Genomic DNA, 16,480 nt, shown 5'->3' with positions numbered 1-16,480 from the left:
CCGTTACTCGCCAGCACTCTGCAGATGCTGTTCGTGATAGCGCCGGAACGCCGCAGCAATCTCCCTTTTTAACTCATCGTCCTGCCAGGGTTTGATCATAAACTTATAGATAGCACCGCGGTTAATTGCTTCGGTAACCGAACGTAGATCAGTATAACCAGACAGCACGATCCGCACGGTATCCGGATACATTTCTTTGACCCGGCTTAAAAACTCGGTGCCATTCATCTCCGGCATCCGCTGGTCGGAAATAATCACCTGCACCTGATGTAGTGCCAACAATTCCAGGGCTTCTGCGGCACTGCTGCAACTGAGTACCTGATACGGCTCTTTACGCAGCAACCGTTTTAGCGAGTGCAAAATATTTTCTTCATCATCAACCAGCAACAAGGTTTGTTGCGTTGCAGCAGTATTATGACTCACCGGGGCATAGCTGCTCAGAAACTGCTCTAACTGTGGCCCCGGCATTGGCCGGGCAAAGTAGTAGCCCTGTAACTCGTCGCATAAACTTTTGGCCAGGAAGCTGGCCTGGGCTTCAGTTTCAACGCCTTCTGCTACTACCTTGACGCCCAGCTGATGCGCCATCGCAATAATGGCGCGGCTGATGGCGGCATCGCGCTGATCAGTAATTAACTCGCGGATAAAGCTGCGGTCAATCTTCAGTTTATTAATCGGTAGCCGTTTTAGATAACTGAGGCTGGAGTAACCGGTACCAAAGTCATCAATGGCAATACTTACCGCCAATTTCTTCAGTTGCTGTAACTTGGTCACCACCTGCTCAATATTTTGCAGTAACAATGACTCAGTTAATTCCAGCTCAAACCAGCGCGGCGCCAACTGCTGCTGTTGCAGTGTTTGCTGTAACTGTTCGACAAAGCCCGGGCGCTGGAATTGCAGTGACGACAGATTCACCGCCATCACCAGATGCGCAATACCACGTTGTTGCAATGACGCATTAAAGGCCGCCGCTTGCTCAATCACCCACTGCCCGATCTCCACTATTAGTCCGGTTTCTTCGGCCACCGGAATAAATTCATCCGGACCTATCATGCCATGCTCTGGGTGTGGCCAGCGCAGCAGGGCTTCTAAACCAATTAAGCGGCCGCTGCCTGCTTCAACCTGTGGCTGGTAATACAGTACAAACTCCTGATTAGCGACCGCCTTTTTCAACATAGCGCGTAAATTCAGGCGCTTATTCAAGCTGGTTTCCATTTCCGCCTGATACCACTGATAGTTATTGCGGCCTTGTAATTTAGCCTGATACATCGCCAGGTCGGCCTGTTGTACCAACTGCATCGGTTCATCAAAGGCATTATCGGTCAGGCTGATACCGATACTGGCGGTAATTTGTAACTCCTGATCCTCGACGAGGATCGGCTGGGCAATAACGGTCAGTAAGTGCTGCGCCAATTCATTTAAGGCCGCAGTCTCCTGCAGATCCGGTACCATTAATACAAATTCATCGCCACCTAACCGCGCCAGGGTATCACCGGCGCGCAGTTCCGCCTTGATTCGACTACTGATTTGCCGTAACACCTCATCGCCTACGGCGTGGCCTTTACTATCGTTAATCAGTTTAAAGCCATCTAAATCAATAAACAGCACTGCCACCTTTTCCTGATGCCGGGCACTGATTTTACAACTTTGCGTCAGGCGTTCTTTCAGCAGGCTGCGGTTGGGCAGACCAGTCAGTAAATCGTAGGAGGCGTTATAGGCAAGTTCCTGCTCATAATTTTTTTGCGCGGTAATATCGGTTTGAATGCCAATATAGTGGGTAATAACGCCTTGCTCATCCGGCACTGGCGCCAGGAACAGGTTATTCCAGAAAATACTGCCGTCTTTACGGTAGTTTTTTAGAACTACACTGCATTCCTGCCGGCCTGATATCGCATTACGAATTTGCTGAATGGCCAGACTATCCCGTTCTGAGCCCTGTAAAAAACGACAATTTTGACCGATTGCCTCTTCACTGGTATAGCCGGTTAAGCGCTCAAAGGCTGCATTCACATAGGTGATAGGCATATCCGGCCAGGTAATATCGGCAATTACTACGCCGCTGGAGCTGGCATCCACCGCTCGTTTATATAACCGTAATTGCTTTTCGGTTTGCAGCCGTTGCGTTACGTCCTTGGCTATACCAATTGCCCCGACAATCCGGCCATCTATATGGGTTGGTACGATAGTAATCTGCAATTCCAGCTGCTGACCACTATGATTCAGAATACTGGCCTCAAAGCTTACTGCTTCACCAGCCAATGCCTGCGCAAAATAGCCGGCAACTTCCGGCACCTGCTCCGGTAAAATCACCTGGCTAAAATGCATTTGCTTCAGCTCAGCCTCAGCCCTCTCAAATAACCGGCAACCGGCGGCATTAACCTGACTAAAATAACCGCTCTCGCTCAACACATACACCGCATAAGGGTTATATTGGTATAACGAACGAAAACGCTGCTCGCTCTCTGTTAATTGGCGTTTCTGTTGCGCCCGTTCAATCGCCATAGCTGCAAAGCGGCTGCAGCTAAGAATCAAATCTAACTCCTCTCTAGACGGTGCCCTGGCTTCAGAACAATAAACGGCAAAGGTGCCCAGCACCTCATCCTGTAGCGAGACCATTGGCAGTGTCCAACAGGCTTGTACTTGCTCCGCCAGTGCCACAGCTGCGACCGTTTGCCACTTGGGATCAGTAGCGACATTTTCGACAATCACCAGACTCTTTTGAAAAGCCGCGGTACTACAGGATCCAAAGTTATCGACTACCGGCAGCCTGGCAAAAGCCTGGCGGAAGGACTCACTGAATGAAGGTGCAGCCAGTAACTCCAGATGGTCACCGACTTTTAGCATAAAGCTGGCCCGAAATGCCGGATTTTGCCGCTCGGCCAATAAACAAATCTGCTGGATAATCTCTGCCAGCGGTTGTTCATTAGAAATTAACCGTAGTACCTGCTGCTGTGCCTGTTGTAGCAGCTCAGCTTTGACAAGATCAGTGATATCGCGAGCTATCGCATACATGATGCCAAGACTGGGCACATAACGCGCCGACCACATTAAATAGACAATGCTGCCATCTTTACGCAGATAACGGTTACGGAAATACTGGGTATGCTGGCCATTAATAATATTGTTAGCCTCCTGCTCGGTAATCACATGGTCATCGGGATGCACAAACTCTATAAAGGCGCGGCCGGTCAGTTCTGCTGGCGTATAACCAAGTACGTACTCTATCGAACGACTGAGCTCAAGAAAGCGCCCCTGCTGATCGATCATACACAGAATATCGCCGGAGTTATCCATAATCTGCTGATGCTGTAACTGCAAACGGCGCTGGATGCCAAGGCTCTGCTGAGTACGATGGTTTAACGTTATTAAGCGACGTTGCTGGCGTTGTAATAAGCGCTGATACTGTTGACTCAGCAGAGCCAGCACTACCACTAACCAACCGGCCAGTAGCATGACTTCCCGCACAAAATCCAGTTCACTGTCTAAATCGCGATAAAGTTGCAACCGCAAGGCTAAGTCGCCGAATAACACTACCGGATACTCGCCAAGTAAAAAATATTGCTGCTCTGGCTGACGCTGGTCGATTAACGGCTCGGGCAGGTCCTGATACGCCACTTGCACCGCATAGCCCGGCGCTACCATCACCGGCAATAATTTGATCATCACCTCACGAAAATTCAGACTGGCCACTACTTCACGCAGCGCCGAGGCATTGGGCTGTGGCAGCAGCGCCCGCACAAAAGTATGATCAACCCGGCTATCGTAATAAAAGCTAACCTCTGGCCGGCTTTTGCTGGCAAACGCTGCGGGTACTGGCTTAGCAACACTTAGGTATTGATCAAACCAGCGCCGATCTTCATCGCTGTCGCTAATTGATAATTGTAATTCGTCGTTCGCATTAATAATCGCCAGATAATCGAGATAGGCGAAATCTCGCAGATAACTACGCAGCTCCAACTCAAGTTGTTTGGCACTGTAAGGGGTTTCCGAACTGGCCAGGCGATCGGCTAAGCGATAGATCAAGCCTTGTTGCTCATTAAAAACCTGATTTAGTTGCTGTTGAAAGGCGGACAAGGTGTTATCAATCACCTCTCTTTTTACTTGCCCTAACTGGTGCATAAAGTTCAACCAGAGTAAGACCGCAAAACTGGCTAATAGCAGTGCCAACCAACTGCCCGGATTACCACGCTGTTCCTGCCAGCGAAAGCGGCCACTAAAGCGCGCACTTAAGCCAGCAATAGCCGCAAATAGTAATAAAGTAGCCGAGTTCATCGCAACAGAGGGGGAAACACCAAAGGCATAACCGAATAAGTTACCCGTGTCTTGCCAGATCACGGCAACGACTAAGGTCAGCAATAACGTATGACACAGCAGCACCAGATAAGCACTCCAGCGATGCTTTTTACCCAGCCAGCCCAGCCAACCCAGAAGTAATAAGCCCCAGGCCAGGTATTGCAAGGGCGGAGTTTCCAGCTGCTGTGTCGGCTCAGCAATCAAGCTCTGACTCAGCAGACAACTCAGTAACAGTAGCCAGCACACTGCAACCCATTGCCGTTTTTTGGCAATTACCGCCACTAGCAATAAAACCAAACAGGAAAACAGCAGCAATGAGGAAAAAGGTAAAATCACGGTGTAGTTGTCGGCATCAGCATGAAATAGCTGATCGAGAATAGCCGTTAACACGCTGAATAATAATACTGCGGTACTGGCATAAAATAAGCTATAACCCAGCATGGGGCCAAAAAAGCGGGCAGACCGATTTTGCATTAATCCTCTCATGCTGGCTCCATTAACGCCTCTAAGGTTGAGAGTAATACCGCTTTACTACAGGGTTTTTCCAGCAAACTGTGGGCTGCCACCCTGGCAGCCGGCTCTACCAAGTTAAGGTTGCCACTGATTAATACCCGCTTAATCGCCGGATATTTTTTAACCAACTGCTGTAACAGCGCGCCTCCGCTCAGGGTCGGCATCAATTGATCGGCAACAACGATGTCTACCGGCTGCTGCGCTAAAAAATCCATTACCTGAGCACTGTCGGTCAGGGTATGACACTGAAAAGGACTCTGGCGCAACATCCGGCGATAGGCCTCCAGCAATAATGGCTCGTCATCAACAAAGAGTACGTTAAACATCAGCTGCCCTTAATTGCTTGAGTTGTTGCCGCAGCTGTTGCTGTAGTTGTTGCCAGCAGTCTGAAAAAGTGACCAACAACGGTGCCAGCGCGTGTTCGTCAGCATTCCGGGCGGCCAGCTCCAGCTGCCAGCAAAGTGAAGCCAGCTGAGTGGCGCCGGTAAGGGCGGCAATACTTTTTAGACTATGGGCAGCACTGGCCAAAGTTGTCAGTTCTCGCGCCGCCCCTGCTTGTTTGATCGCGTTAATATAGGATGTTGCGGCTATCGCAAAACCACTTAGAGCTCTCTCTAACGTCTCCCGACTATCGTCACCGTACATCTCGATCAGGATGGCAAGATCGAGAATAGCCAGCTCAGTGCAGGCTTGACTCATCTTCTGCCTCCGTCTTATTAATCAAGGGTCGGTTACAGGTTTGCATCCACCAATAGGCCAGCTTCTTTAGTAAGGCCAGCACCTGCTTGTGATGCTTTACATTCACTTCGGCCAGCTCCGCCATCAACGCCTGCAGCTTTTGTAGTCGCTGCTGCAACATACTCCAGAACTCCGGGCGCTGTTCGCGTTGCTGCATGGTTTTAGCGATATGAATTAAATAGTCAGCGGCGGCACAGGCACGCTTACGCTCAGCCTCAATGGCTACCGTTTTGCAGTTATTGATAAACACATTATGAAAACAGCTTAGGTTATAGGCTAAGTTCTTTAAACGCCGATCCAGCTGAAAATAGCCAGTGGTCGCATCCTCTGGCCAGTGCAGAAAATCGCGTGTTTCGACTTTATTACCCTGCTCATCCAGCTCTTGCTCTTCTTGCTCAGCCTTTTGCTCCAGCTCCCGCACTATCGCTACCCGAAACCGACGCTGGCCTTCTTCATCATCCGTCGCTTTCGGCGCCTCCAGCCGTTGTTTCATGTCGGCGTAATGAGCCGCTGGCTGAATTAGCTTTTCATGCTGCAGATGATGCTGAATTTTTTTACTTAGCTGCACCGCCGAAACCGGCTTTGCCAGAAAGTCGTTGACGTCAAATAGAATACATTGCTGAATCAGTTCCCGGTAAGCATTGCCAGAGAACACAATAATCGGGATATCGTGGGCCGTGGCGGTAAAAGCACCGGAGCGGACCCGAGACAACAAGTCGAGCCCACTCGGCCCTTTTAGCTCTATATCGGTGATTAATAAATCGATGGTTTCATGCTCAAGGATCTCGCTGGCGGTTTTGGCATCCAGCGCTTTAAACGCTTTGCAGCCCGGTACTTTATTGGCCACGCCATAGAGAAAGTCGCACATCAGAATAACGTCATCGAGTACCAGGACGTTAAAGTTCTTTAGTAGCATAAAAGGGTGTCTATCCTTGTCGGGATCATACAACGAAGCATTTCGGACCATAGCGCTGCACCAGGCAGCTATCCTTGATAACAAGTATATACCCGAAACAGAGTTTATGCCGGCACAGACTGCATTATGTTGCAGGCGAAGCTTCCGGAATGGGAAAGCTTTGAATGCGAAAGAATTATGCTTGATTAAACACTATCTTAGCAACAAGAATGTAGTAATAAAGTATTACACAACTTTTGAGTACCTTTGCTGCCCCTGTTGCAGGTAAGCATCAAAACAGGCACAGATACTGCGCACCCAGAGCCGGCCGGCATCCGTAACCCGGATCCGTTCGGCATAGACCTCTACCAGACCATCTTCCATAAAGGGCTTAAGCAAACTCAGCGCGCTGTCAAAATACTGCCAGAAGCTCTGTAGCTGCCACTGCTGGCTAAAGGCCGCTATATCCAGCTCAAAATGGCAGATTAACTGGCTAATCAGCGCCGCGCGTAGCCGATCGTCTGCCGATAACACAAAGCCGCGTTCCACCGCCAGCTGCTGCTGGTTTATCGCAGCATAATAGGCCGGTAAGTCTTTGCTATTTTGCCACAGCACCCCGTTTACCTGACTGATACTGGATACGCCCAGACCGAGCAACGCATCCTGCCCTGCCGTGGTATAGCCCTGAAAGTTACGCTGTAATTTGCCGGCTTGCTGGGCTTTGGCCAGCGCATCATCCGGCTTAGCGAAGTGATCCATACCGATAAACTGATAACCGGCTGCCACCAGTTGCGTAATCGCCAGTTGCATCAATGCCAGCTTGGCTGGCGCATCCGGCAAACTGCTATCCGGAATTTTGCGCTGCGCGGCGAAACGTTCCGGCAGATGGGCATAGCTAAATAATGAAATACGATCCGGATTAAGCCGGATAATTTCAGCGACCGTCTCGGCAAAGCTGGCCGGTTGCTGATAGGGTAAACCATAGATCAGATCCAGATTGACAGAACTAAACCCCAGCTCGCGACATAATGCCACCTGATGCCGGATCAGCTCAGTGTCCTGCACCCGGTTAATCGCAATCTGCACTTTTTCGTCCAGATCCTGCACGCCAAAGCTAACGCGGTTAAAGTCCAGTTGTTTTAAATGCCGCAGCTTGTCGTCGCTGCAACTGCGTGGGTCAATTTCAATACTGATTTCGGCAGCCGGCAAAATCGTAAAGTGCTGACGCAACAAAGCCATTAAGCGACTGAGCTGCGCTTCGGTTAAAAAGGTTGGGGTACCACCGCCCAGATGCAGCTGATTAATCACTTTCTGCTGCAGATGCGGGCTATAGAGTGCCATTTCTGCAGCCAGGGCATCGAGATAGGCATCGGCTTTATGTTGATGACGGGTAATCACTTTATTGCAGCCGCAGTAGTAACACAGCTTATGGCAGAACGGGATATGCAGATACAGGCTTAACTCACGGCCACTGCTGGCCAGCGCCTGCAACAATGCCGCCTGTGGAAAGGCAGTGTTAAGCGCCAGCGCGGTTGGATAAGAGGTATAACGCGGCCCGTTAATATTGTATTTGGCGATTAACGCCGCGTCCCACTGAAGTGTCTGCATCTGCTGTCTCCGGAAAACTCAGGGCAATTATAAGCTGCCAGGCACTGTAGCAGTTTGATCTGCCGCAACCTCTGCCGTTGCCAACAGACTTTGCCAGCTTAGCAGTAAAGCCGGCAGTGGCGGCGGCAAGCGGCTTAACTCAATAGTATCGAGCAGGTTCTTGCAGTACAGTCCCAGCTCGGTATCCCCTAACATACTGAGGCGACGCCGGAAAAATAAGGTATCCGGATCGACTTTGCCGCAGATCAGCTCCAGAAAATCCTGACTGCTGGCTTTAATCAGCAGATCCTGCTGCACAGATGCCAGTTCAACCTGTAATTTGTTGTTTTTTAACGTTATGGCAAAGCTCAGTTGCCAGTCGCTTACCTGTAACACTAAGTATCGCTGTGCCAGAAAATCCAGACTGCCGGCAGTTAGCTCTGGCTGAAAAAACTTATTTAGCAGCAGCGTTAAGCCCTGCTGCTGCACACGCTTGGGCGTCAGCTGTTGCACCCGCTGCGCCAAAGTAGGTAGCAGCGCTACCAATTTATGACTAACCCTTTTAATATCAAACATATAGAAGCCACCAACCAGCTAAATTCCCTATAATAAAAGCATAGTTCTACGGCGCTGCCTATAGCCTTTCCGGGGTACAGCAGGCAGGTCACAGTAATGAGGCTGATATGGAGTTACTCTGTCCGGCTGGCAGTATGCCGGCAGTCAAAGCAGCAATTAGTCAGGGGGCCGATGCGATCTATGTCGGCTTAAAAGATGACACCAATGCCCGGCACTTTGCCGGCTTAAACTTTACTGAGTCGCAACTGACTGAGGTTGCCCGATATGTGCATCAGGCGGGGCGTAAATTGCATGTGGCCATTAATACCTTTGCTCACCCCGCGGGTTGGTCGCGCTGGCAGCAGGCGGTCGACAGTGCAGTACGGGCTGGCACCGATGTACTGATTCTGGCCGATATGGCAGTGCTGGCCTATGCCGCCGAACGCTACCCGCAGGTTGAATTACATCTGTCGGTGCAGGCTTCGGCCACCAATGTCGCCGCCATTGAGTTTTACCGGCAATTTAATATCCGCCGGGTAGTATTACCACGGGTGCTTTCGATGCAACAGGTGCGCGCGCTGGCCCGCAGCTGTGATATCGATTTGGAAGTCTTTGCCTTTGGCAGCCTGTGCATTATGGCTGAGGGGCGTTGCTATCTGAGCTCTTACTTAACCGGGCAGTCACCGAATACCGCCGGCGCCTGCTCACCGGCGGCCTTTGTTCGCTGGCAAGAGCAAGACGGCGTACTGGAGTCGCGCTTAAATGATGTGTTGATTGACCGCTTCGCCGTGGATGAAACCGCCGGCTACCCAACCCTCTGTAAAGGACGTTTCAAAGTCGATGACGATACCTACCATGTGCTGGAAGAGCCAACCAGCCTGAACACCCTGGATTTACTGCCGCAGCTCTATGCCGAGGGCATTAGCTCACTGAAAATTGAAGGCCGGCAACGCAGTCCGGCTTATGTAACCCAGATCACTCAGGTTTGGCGGGCGGCTATTGATGCGGTAATGCACGATCCAGCGCATTTTCTGGTGCAACAACACTGGCAGCAGGTGCTGAATAATCTGGCCGAGGGCAACCAAACCACCCTCGGTGCCTATCATCGGAAATGGAAATAACCTATGCAATTCTCACTTGGCCCGGTACTGTATTTCTGGCCCAAAGCACAGATGCTGGAGTTTTACCGCCAGGCTGCCGACTCGGCCGTGGATATTGTGTATCTCGGCGAAACCGTTTGCAGCAAAAGACGCGAGCTAAAACTGGAAGACTACCTTAAGCTGGCGCATATGCTGCGCGAAGCCGGCAAACAGGTGTGTTTATCTGGCATGACGCTGTTGGAGTCGCCGTCTGAACTGCGCGAGCTGCGCAAGTACGTCGACAATGGCGACTTTATGTTGGAAGCTAATGATGTTGGCGCTATTGCTATGCTGTACGAACAGGGCCTGCCCTTTGTCGCCGGTGCCGCCATTAACTGCTATAACCAGCATAGCCTGCGCCGCTTAATTGGTATGGGACTGCTGCGCTGGGTGATGCCGGTTGAACTATCCGGCGACTGGCTGCAACAGGTTATCGGCGACACTATGATTCAGGATATCCGCGATTGCTTTGAAACCGAGGTGTTTGCCTTTGGCCATTTACCTCTGGCCTGGAGTGGTCGCTGCTTTACCGCCCGTTCTGAGAATCGCGCTAAAGATCAGTGCGAGCTCTGTTGTATTAAATATCCGCAGGGGCGCACTGTGCATAGCCAGGATGGTGCTCAGGTGTTTGTGTTGAACGGCATTCAAACCCAGTCAGGCTATCGGTATAACCTGATTAATCAGCTACCGGCTATGCAGGGGTTAGTTGATGTAGTACGGTTAAGCCCCGAGCCCGAGGGCACCTTTGCCTGGCTGCATAAATTTAAGGCGAACCAGCATGGCGCCGCGCCACAACAACTGAGTGATACCGACAGTAATGGTTATTGGCTGAAGCTGGCAGGGATGGCGACGGGCTGACGTTGAATGATGAGTGTTGAATGTTGAATGTTGAATGTTGAATGTTGAATTTTAATCCGGAGCACAGATGACGCAGCAACAGGCAAAAATCGGTATTGTGACAGTAAGCGACCGCGCCAGTGCGGGGGTATATGAGGATTTATCCGGCAAGGCAATTATCGATACCTTAACAGAGTATCTAAGCAGCGACTGGCATGCCGAATACCGTTTGATCCCGGATGAACAGCCACTGATTGAACAAACCTTGATTGAACTGGCCGAGCAACAAGGTTGCTGTTTGATTGTCACCACCGGCGGTACCGGGCCGGCCAAACGCGATGTCACGCCAGAAGCCACTGAAGCCGTCTGTGACAGGTTGATGCCGGGCTTTGGTGAGCTGATGCGTCAGGAGTCGTTAAAGTATGTGCCAACCGCTATTTTGTCACGGCAAACCGCTGGCTTACGTGGCAGCTGCCTGATTATTAACTTACCGGGCAAACCCAAGGCAATCCGCCAGTGTCTGGATGCGGTGTTCCCGGCGGTGCCTTACTGCATCGATCTGATGGACGGCCCTTATCTGCAGTGTAACGAAGCCGTGATACAGGCGTTTCGGCCTAAAGGCTAGCAGTTGGCAATATCAGCAGCCCCCCAAGCACGATCAGCCTTAAACTCTTTACTTCTTACTACTTTCATTAATCTTCTCCGCAAATGCACGCTAAGCCAATCGTATGACACCTGAATGAAACATTGCCACGAAGCTGCTATGTCTGGCTTGAATTGTTCGGCCATCGCAACGTTAAAACTTACATCAACTTATGGATACAGCGGGTATAGGTGAAAAAACAGATTACAGCCGACCAATCCAGAATATCCGCTTTCGGTCTAGACAAAAATTCTAAGCTAGCTGAGCGCGCCATTAAAAACATGACAAACAGTGATCGTTACGCAACAAAACCCGTAAACGCTAGCGTATAGATAAGTTGGCATTTTGCTAAGTTGGCATAGGAAAGTATGTTATGAAGAAATTACTCGTGTTAGGTACCGCCCTTGTTATGCATTGCCTGCTGTTGCCGGCAGCGGGCGCACAAGAAACAAAAACCGCTTTGGTGCCTCTGCCGTCTATTGATGATTTTAGTCGGGGTAAAGATGGCTGGAGTTTTGGCTTAGGTGCGGGTATTGAATACGAAACCGCCTACGAAGGCTCGGACGAATTTGGTTTGGAGGTTGAACCGGCGGGGGGCCTGCAATGGCGGCGCGGTAATGATGTGTTCTTTTGGGTCGGTGAGGCCATAGGCTGGCGTGGGTTGCGTGCGGATACCTGGTTGTTTGAAGCCCTGATTGGCTTTGATGAAGGTCGTGCGGAAAGTGATTCTAAAAAAGGCTACCTGGATGGGCTAGGTGAAAGTGACGAGGGCTTTGAATTAGTGCTGCAAACCCGTCGCGCCTTTGATCGGGATTGGCGCTATTGGCTGGTTGGCCGGCTTGTAACCGGCGGTGATGGCAATTTGGGTTTATTTGGTGTGGGTCGTCGCTTTGGCGAGAAATTTGATGGTTCGGGCTCTGAGGTGAATATTGTTGCGGTATTTCACGACAGTGAATATGCCAATAAAGATTTCGGTATCACCGCTGAGCAGTCGGCAGCATCGGGCCTCGCGGCAACTAATATGAGCGGCGGTTATCGCTCTATCGGTATCAATTACAATTATCGTCACTACGTAAACGATAACTGGCAGATTTACGGCGAAGCACTGTATGAACATTTTAGCAGTGCTGTCCGCAAAAGCCCGATTGCCCGTGGTGACTTTGAAGCTGAGGTAGGTATCGGCTTTATTTACGTGTTCTAAGCGCTATTGGCTTAGAGCAGTCTCAGCTCGCGACTCCGCTACGTTAAGCGTAGCGGAGTCACAGAGCAGAGTAGCAGTTGGCATTACGCTTAACGTTGTTGCTCGCCAGCGCGCTCTGGCTGGAATAATACTTCCAGAATTTCTACGGTGCGGCTTTGTCCATGAGGCATTGGCCATTCCAGCGACTGACCCACAGCCAGACCGAGCAACGCACTGCCAACCGGAGCGAAGATCGAAATTTGATCATCATGTTTCAGTTCATGTGGATAGACCAGGGTTTTCTCAAACACCTTGTCATCACCGGCAAACTTAAAACGTACCGTTGAATTCATGCTAACCACGTCGGCAGGCAAGTCGTCCGGCTCGACCACAGTGGCACGATCCAGCTCATCTTCCAGCCGTTCCAGCTCTGGCGTTAACCGTGGCATTTTTTCCAGCAAAGCTTCAATACGATCCATATCCAGGCTGGATACAATAATAGGTACTGCTGACATAAAACACTCCAAATACAGCAAAGAAAAAAGCCCGCCGGCAAACGCCGTCGGACTTTTCAGAATTTAGGCATTTATACCCCCGCGGCATGAAAAAAGCAAGCTAACGCCGCAACAGAAACAACCAAATCACCAACAACAGGGTGATAAACCAAAACCCGGATAATAACTGCCAAAACAACAACGGATTAGATTTACTCTGCTGTTTGACTTCTTCATGCAAAAACGCTGGATTCGGTTGCTGTAAATCGGTCAGTAACTGACCGATAGTTTGATAACGGTAACTCAGATCCAAACTAACGCCCTTTTGCAGCGCCCGGTCGAACCAGGTTGGGATCAGCGGATTAAACTGGTTAGCGCTGCGATAACGCAGCCGGTCATAGTCGCTTGCCACCCGACATTCTTCTACTGCCGGCCCATAGGGCAGCTGCCCGCCGCTAAACAACTCATAAGCAATGGTCGCCAGTGCATAGACATCGCCCTGCACGCCGGAATTATGTCCCAGTAAATAATGCGGATCCGAATAAGTCGCCGTACCCAGCGCACCTTCATGGTGTAGCGGGCTGTATATTTCGGCCAGGCCAGCAACATACACCGAGCCAAAGTCTACCAACTTTAAGTTACCATCGGCCAGCCGCATAATATTGCCAGGTTTTAAATCCTGGTGGATTGCGCCCATCCGGTGAAATGCCAGCAAGCCCTCAGCAATTTGCCGCACCAACTTAATCGCCATTGAGGGTTTTAGCGGCTGCGGCTGTGCTGCAAACCAGTCTTCCAGACTTTGCCCCTGCAAGTGCTCCATCAGATAATATAAAAACGTTCGTGGCCGGCTTTGGCGGATCACTCTGACCACCCGCGGCGAGCGAATGCGCAAACCAATCCATTCTTCACGGATAAAACGGTCAATATAAAGCACATCATCTGCAAAGTTTTGCGACGGACTTTTCAGTACCAGCTGTTCGGCAGTCTCTTCATCTTCCACCAGATACAGATGGCTGCGGCTACTGGCATAAAGCTCACGTAACACCTTATAACCATCCAGCTTCATGCCGGGGCTAAGTGCTGGCGGAAAGGGTAAGCGGGTCAGCTCTGAGCTGAGATCATCCAAACTTTGTTGCGGCAACTGCCTAACGTCGACCACGATGGCACTGACATTATCATCACTGCCATTGGCCAGCGCCTGCTGCAGTAATTGTTGGCTGCATGGCTCTGGCTCAGGGTTGCTTGCCAGCAACGATGTTAAGCTCTGGTCATCAATAAAATCATGAATGCCGTCTGAGGTCAGTAAGAAGCGATCACCGGCCTGCAGCGCTAAACTGCCCTGCTGCGCTTCAACCTTGGCGTCCATCCCCAGCGCCCGGCCTAAGAACTGCCGCTGCTCTGATAACACTGTAATATGATCCTGGGTTAATTGTTGCAGCGCACCGTCACGATACAGATAAATGCGGCTATCACCGATATGAAAAAAATGCGCGGTACGGGATTTCAGTACCAGCGCGCTAAAGGTACATAAATAGCCTTTTTGTTCATGAGCAAACTTATGGCTGAACTGATACAACTGATTATTGATGGTCGCCAGTAATTGCCCGGCACTGTAGGCGACCGACCAGCTATCCGGGGTTTGCGGATATTCCTGACAAAATCGTTCGGTGGCCAGTTTACTGGCCTGAGCGCCGGCTTCGGCGGTGCTAACACCATCCGCCAGCACAAAACAGGCACCTTTGTGTTGCAGCAGATAGGCAGAATCAGGTACCTGGCAGGCCACCGCATCTTCGTTGGCGGCTTTAATGCCAGCCGCCGTCAGGGCACCAAACTGAAGTTGCAGTGCTAACTCTGCCACCTGGGTACGACCTTAATTAACCGACATTGATTTTATGTACTGTACCATCTTCTGCTACCTCGACAATATGCCCCTTCGGATCGTCCAGGAACATCACCGCCACTAAACCCACCAGTGCCGAGGCCGCAATCACATAAAAGAAGGTACTGTAATCAACATAGCTTAATACTGTCAGATACACCACCGCACCCACATTACCATAAGCACCGGCCATACCGGCGATCTGGCCGGTCATACTGCGTTTAATCAGCGGCACTATGGCAAAGACTGCGCCTTCACCGGCCTGCACAAAGAACGAACAAGCCATTACTGCTAATACTGCCAGCGGAATCCACCAGTGGCTGTCCATCAGGCCCATCAGGAAGTAACCGGCGGCTAAGCCACCAATCAGAATTACCATACTCTTGCGCCGGCCGAACTTATCAGAGAACCAACCGCCCATGGGCCGTGATATCAGATTCATAAAAGCAAAGGCCGATGCCAGTAAACCAGCTTTTACCGCACTCATGCCCTCAAAGGTTTCCAGGAAATACAACGGTAACATCGACACTACCGCCAGCTCTGAACCAAAGGTGGCAAAGTAGGCAATATTTAAAATCCCTACCTGCTTAAAGCTGTATTTATCATGCTCTGGCACCCCTTCGCGTAAATGCTCAGCATTCACTTTCCAGGTTTGCTGGGTTTGTACAATAAACAGCACCAGCAGCGCTATCCAGATGCCGTACATCGCGGTTTCAGAAAACAATTCCACCCCAGCCGGTGATAAACGCCAGGCCAGCATCCCCAGCGCCAGGTGCATCGGGATATTCATCAAGATCAACGTCCACAACGCGCCCCAGCTGGTCACCACCATGGCGCCGGTTTTTTTCGGTTTAAAGTAAGTTGAGCCTTTGGGAGTATTGCGGGCAAATTTATAGAAAATCAGTGAGTAGATGGCACTTACTACACCTACTGAGGCGATAGCATAACGCCAGCCATTCTCACCACCGAACATCAGCGCAATAGTAGGCAGTGTCATGGCTGCCGCAGCAGAGCCAAAATTACCCCAACCACCATAGATCCCCTCGGCAGTTCCCACCTGATGATGCGGGAACCATTCGCCGACCAGCCGGATCCCAACCACAAAGCCCGCGCCAACAAAGCCTAACAAAAACCGGAACAGCGCTAAGGCATCATAAGTATTGGCAAAGGCAAAACCGATACATAACAAGGCTGAGATAAACAGCAGTACTGAGTACATGATCCGCGGGCCATATTTATCCACCAGGATCCCGACCACAATTCGCGCCGGGATGGTCAGCGCCACGTTTAAAATCAGCAACGCCCGGATCTGAGCATCGGTTAATGCCAGTGCCTCTTTGATATGCACCAGCAAGGGCGCATGGGCAAACCAGATAACGAAGGTAAGGAAAAACGCAAACCAGGTCAGGTGTAACATTTTTATTTTTTGTTCCGCAAAATTCAGCAGATTGAGTTTACTGCCTTGCCCTGCCGCAGACGCTGCGCCAGCCATAGAGACCTCCAGAAAGAGTCAATCAATTAATTCCAGTACAAGTCTAGGGGTTTTTAACCGGAAAAAATTGATCTGGCACAACTGCAATCGGGCGGCAGACCGCACAGTTGCTGGCTTACTACCTCCTTCGGGCAGCCAGGGTTCAGCCTGCAAGTCGCCTTAACGCTACAACCCTTACCTACTTTGAGGTAGTGGCACGGCACCGGCACCTACCAACAGAACTTAGGGGGTACTGCTT

13 protein-coding genes are annotated in these 16,480 nt (G+C 50.7%); 4 read left to right on the top strand and 9 right to left on the bottom strand.

Going from position 1 to position 16,480, the window contains the following annotated elements:
- Positions 1–3: 3 nt before the first annotated feature.
- The 6 genes from AAY72_RS08285 to AAY72_RS08260 all read right to left on the bottom strand — a co-directional run bounded on the left by AAY72_RS08285 (position 4) and on the right by AAY72_RS08260 (position 8,599).
- The gene (locus tag AAY72_RS08285) at positions 4–4,764 is read right to left on the bottom strand and encodes an EAL domain-containing protein (protein WP_057786742.1); all 4,761 of its coding nucleotides are present in this window, start codon (positions 4,762–4,764) and stop codon (positions 4–6) included.
- A gap of 8 nt (positions 4,765–4,772) precedes the next feature.
- Positions 4,773–5,129, bottom strand: a complete 357-nt coding sequence (locus AAY72_RS08280) for a response regulator (protein WP_057786736.1) — start codon at positions 5,127–5,129, stop codon at positions 4,773–4,775.
- Positions 5,122–5,502, bottom strand: coding sequence for an Hpt domain-containing protein (locus tag AAY72_RS08275; RefSeq protein WP_057786734.1), 381 nt, complete (start codon positions 5,500–5,502; stop codon positions 5,122–5,124). The genes AAY72_RS08280 and AAY72_RS08275 overlap by 8 nt, the downstream gene beginning before the upstream one ends.
- Positions 5,483–6,457, bottom strand: a complete 975-nt coding sequence (locus AAY72_RS08270) for a response regulator (protein ID WP_057786732.1) — start codon at positions 6,455–6,457, stop codon at positions 5,483–5,485. The genes AAY72_RS08275 and AAY72_RS08270 overlap by 20 nt, the downstream gene beginning before the upstream one ends.
- Before the next feature lie 225 nt (positions 6,458–6,682).
- Positions 6,683–8,044 carry an oxygen-independent coproporphyrinogen III oxidase gene (hemN, locus tag AAY72_RS08265; RefSeq protein ID WP_057786730.1) on the bottom strand — a complete coding sequence of 454 codons (1,362 nt, stop codon included), beginning with the start codon at positions 8,042–8,044 and terminating at the stop codon, positions 6,683–6,685.
- A 27-nt stretch (positions 8,045–8,071) separates the two neighbouring features.
- Complete coding sequence (locus AAY72_RS08260; protein ID WP_057786728.1) at positions 8,072–8,599, bottom strand: SCP2 domain-containing protein; 528 nt, start codon at positions 8,597–8,599, stop codon at positions 8,072–8,074.
- A gap of 107 nt (positions 8,600–8,706) precedes the next feature.
- Between AAY72_RS08260 and AAY72_RS08255 the strand changes: the two genes are divergently transcribed.
- The 4 genes from AAY72_RS08255 to AAY72_RS08240 all read left to right on the top strand — a co-directional run bounded on the left by AAY72_RS08255 (position 8,707) and on the right by AAY72_RS08240 (position 12,398).
- Complete coding sequence (locus AAY72_RS08255; protein ID WP_057786726.1) at positions 8,707–9,699, top strand: peptidase U32 family protein; 993 nt, start codon at positions 8,707–8,709, stop codon at positions 9,697–9,699.
- Between the two features lie 3 nt (positions 9,700–9,702).
- Positions 9,703–10,575 (top strand): U32 family peptidase, encoded by an 873-nt coding sequence (locus AAY72_RS08250; RefSeq protein WP_057786724.1) that lies wholly within the window; start codon positions 9,703–9,705, stop codon positions 10,573–10,575.
- Positions 10,576–10,642: 67 nt separating this feature from the next.
- Positions 10,643–11,179 (top strand): molybdopterin adenylyltransferase, encoded by a 537-nt coding sequence (mog, locus tag AAY72_RS08245; RefSeq protein WP_057786722.1) that lies wholly within the window; start codon positions 10,643–10,645, stop codon positions 11,177–11,179.
- Between the two features lie 391 nt (positions 11,180–11,570).
- Positions 11,571–12,398: a MipA/OmpV family protein gene (locus AAY72_RS08240; protein WP_057786720.1), complete on the top strand. Its 828-nt coding sequence runs from the start codon at positions 11,571–11,573 to the stop codon at positions 12,396–12,398.
- Positions 12,399–12,487: 89 nt separating this feature from the next.
- Here AAY72_RS08240 and rnk read toward each other — a convergent pair whose 3' ends face one another.
- The 3 genes from rnk to AAY72_RS08225 all read right to left on the bottom strand — a co-directional run bounded on the left by rnk (position 12,488) and on the right by AAY72_RS08225 (position 16,242).
- Positions 12,488–12,892: a nucleoside diphosphate kinase regulator gene (gene rnk / locus AAY72_RS08235; RefSeq protein ID WP_057786719.1), complete on the bottom strand. Its 405-nt coding sequence runs from the start codon at positions 12,890–12,892 to the stop codon at positions 12,488–12,490.
- A 100-nt stretch (positions 12,893–12,992) separates the two neighbouring features.
- Positions 12,993–14,729, bottom strand: a complete 1,737-nt coding sequence (locus AAY72_RS08230) for a bifunctional protein-serine/threonine kinase/phosphatase (protein WP_057786717.1) — start codon at positions 14,727–14,729, stop codon at positions 12,993–12,995.
- A gap of 16 nt (positions 14,730–14,745) precedes the next feature.
- Positions 14,746–16,242, bottom strand: coding sequence for a NarK family nitrate/nitrite MFS transporter (locus AAY72_RS08225; RefSeq protein WP_057786715.1), 1,497 nt, complete (start codon positions 16,240–16,242; stop codon positions 14,746–14,748).
- Between the last annotated feature and the right edge of the window lie 238 nt (positions 16,243–16,480).

The sequence above is a fragment of the Alishewanella sp. WH16-1 genome, assembly GCF_001441695.1.
In the GTDB taxonomy this organism is placed as follows: Bacteria; Pseudomonadota; Gammaproteobacteria; order Enterobacterales; family Alteromonadaceae; genus Alishewanella; species Alishewanella agri.
The sequence above is the reverse complement of the archived record's forward strand: the minus strand, read 5'-3'. Positions and strand labels throughout refer to the sequence as shown.

Excerpts from the sequence above, each read along its gene's own strand:
- AAY72_RS08285 (WP_057786742.1), bottom strand. The coding sequence starts at position 4,764 with ATGCAAAATCGGTCTGCCCGCTTTTTTGGCCCCATGCTGGGTTATAGC.
- AAY72_RS08280 (WP_057786736.1), bottom strand. The coding sequence starts at position 5,129 with ATGTTTAACGTACTCTTTGTTGATGACGAGCCATTATTGCTGGAGGCC.
- AAY72_RS08275 (WP_057786734.1), bottom strand. The coding sequence starts at position 5,502 with ATGAGTCAAGCCTGCACTGAGCTGGCTATTCTCGATCTTGCCATCCTG.
- AAY72_RS08270 (WP_057786732.1), bottom strand. The coding sequence starts at position 6,457 with ATGCTACTAAAGAACTTTAACGTCCTGGTACTCGATGACGTTATTCTG.
- hemN (WP_057786730.1), bottom strand. The coding sequence starts at position 8,044 with ATGCAGACACTTCAGTGGGACGCGGCGTTAATCGCCAAATACAATATT.
- AAY72_RS08260 (WP_057786728.1), bottom strand. The coding sequence starts at position 8,599 with ATGTTTGATATTAAAAGGGTTAGTCATAAATTGGTAGCGCTGCTACCT.
- AAY72_RS08255 (WP_057786726.1), top strand. The coding sequence starts at position 8,707 with ATGGAGTTACTCTGTCCGGCTGGCAGTATGCCGGCAGTCAAAGCAGCA.
- AAY72_RS08250 (WP_057786724.1), top strand. The coding sequence starts at position 9,703 with ATGCAATTCTCACTTGGCCCGGTACTGTATTTCTGGCCCAAAGCACAG.
- mog (WP_057786722.1), top strand. The coding sequence starts at position 10,643 with ATGACGCAGCAACAGGCAAAAATCGGTATTGTGACAGTAAGCGACCGC.
- AAY72_RS08240 (WP_057786720.1), top strand. The coding sequence starts at position 11,571 with ATGAAGAAATTACTCGTGTTAGGTACCGCCCTTGTTATGCATTGCCTG.
- rnk (WP_057786719.1), bottom strand. The coding sequence starts at position 12,892 with ATGTCAGCAGTACCTATTATTGTATCCAGCCTGGATATGGATCGTATT.
- AAY72_RS08225 (WP_057786715.1), bottom strand. The coding sequence starts at position 16,242 with ATGGCTGGCGCAGCGTCTGCGGCAGGGCAAGGCAGTAAACTCAATCTG.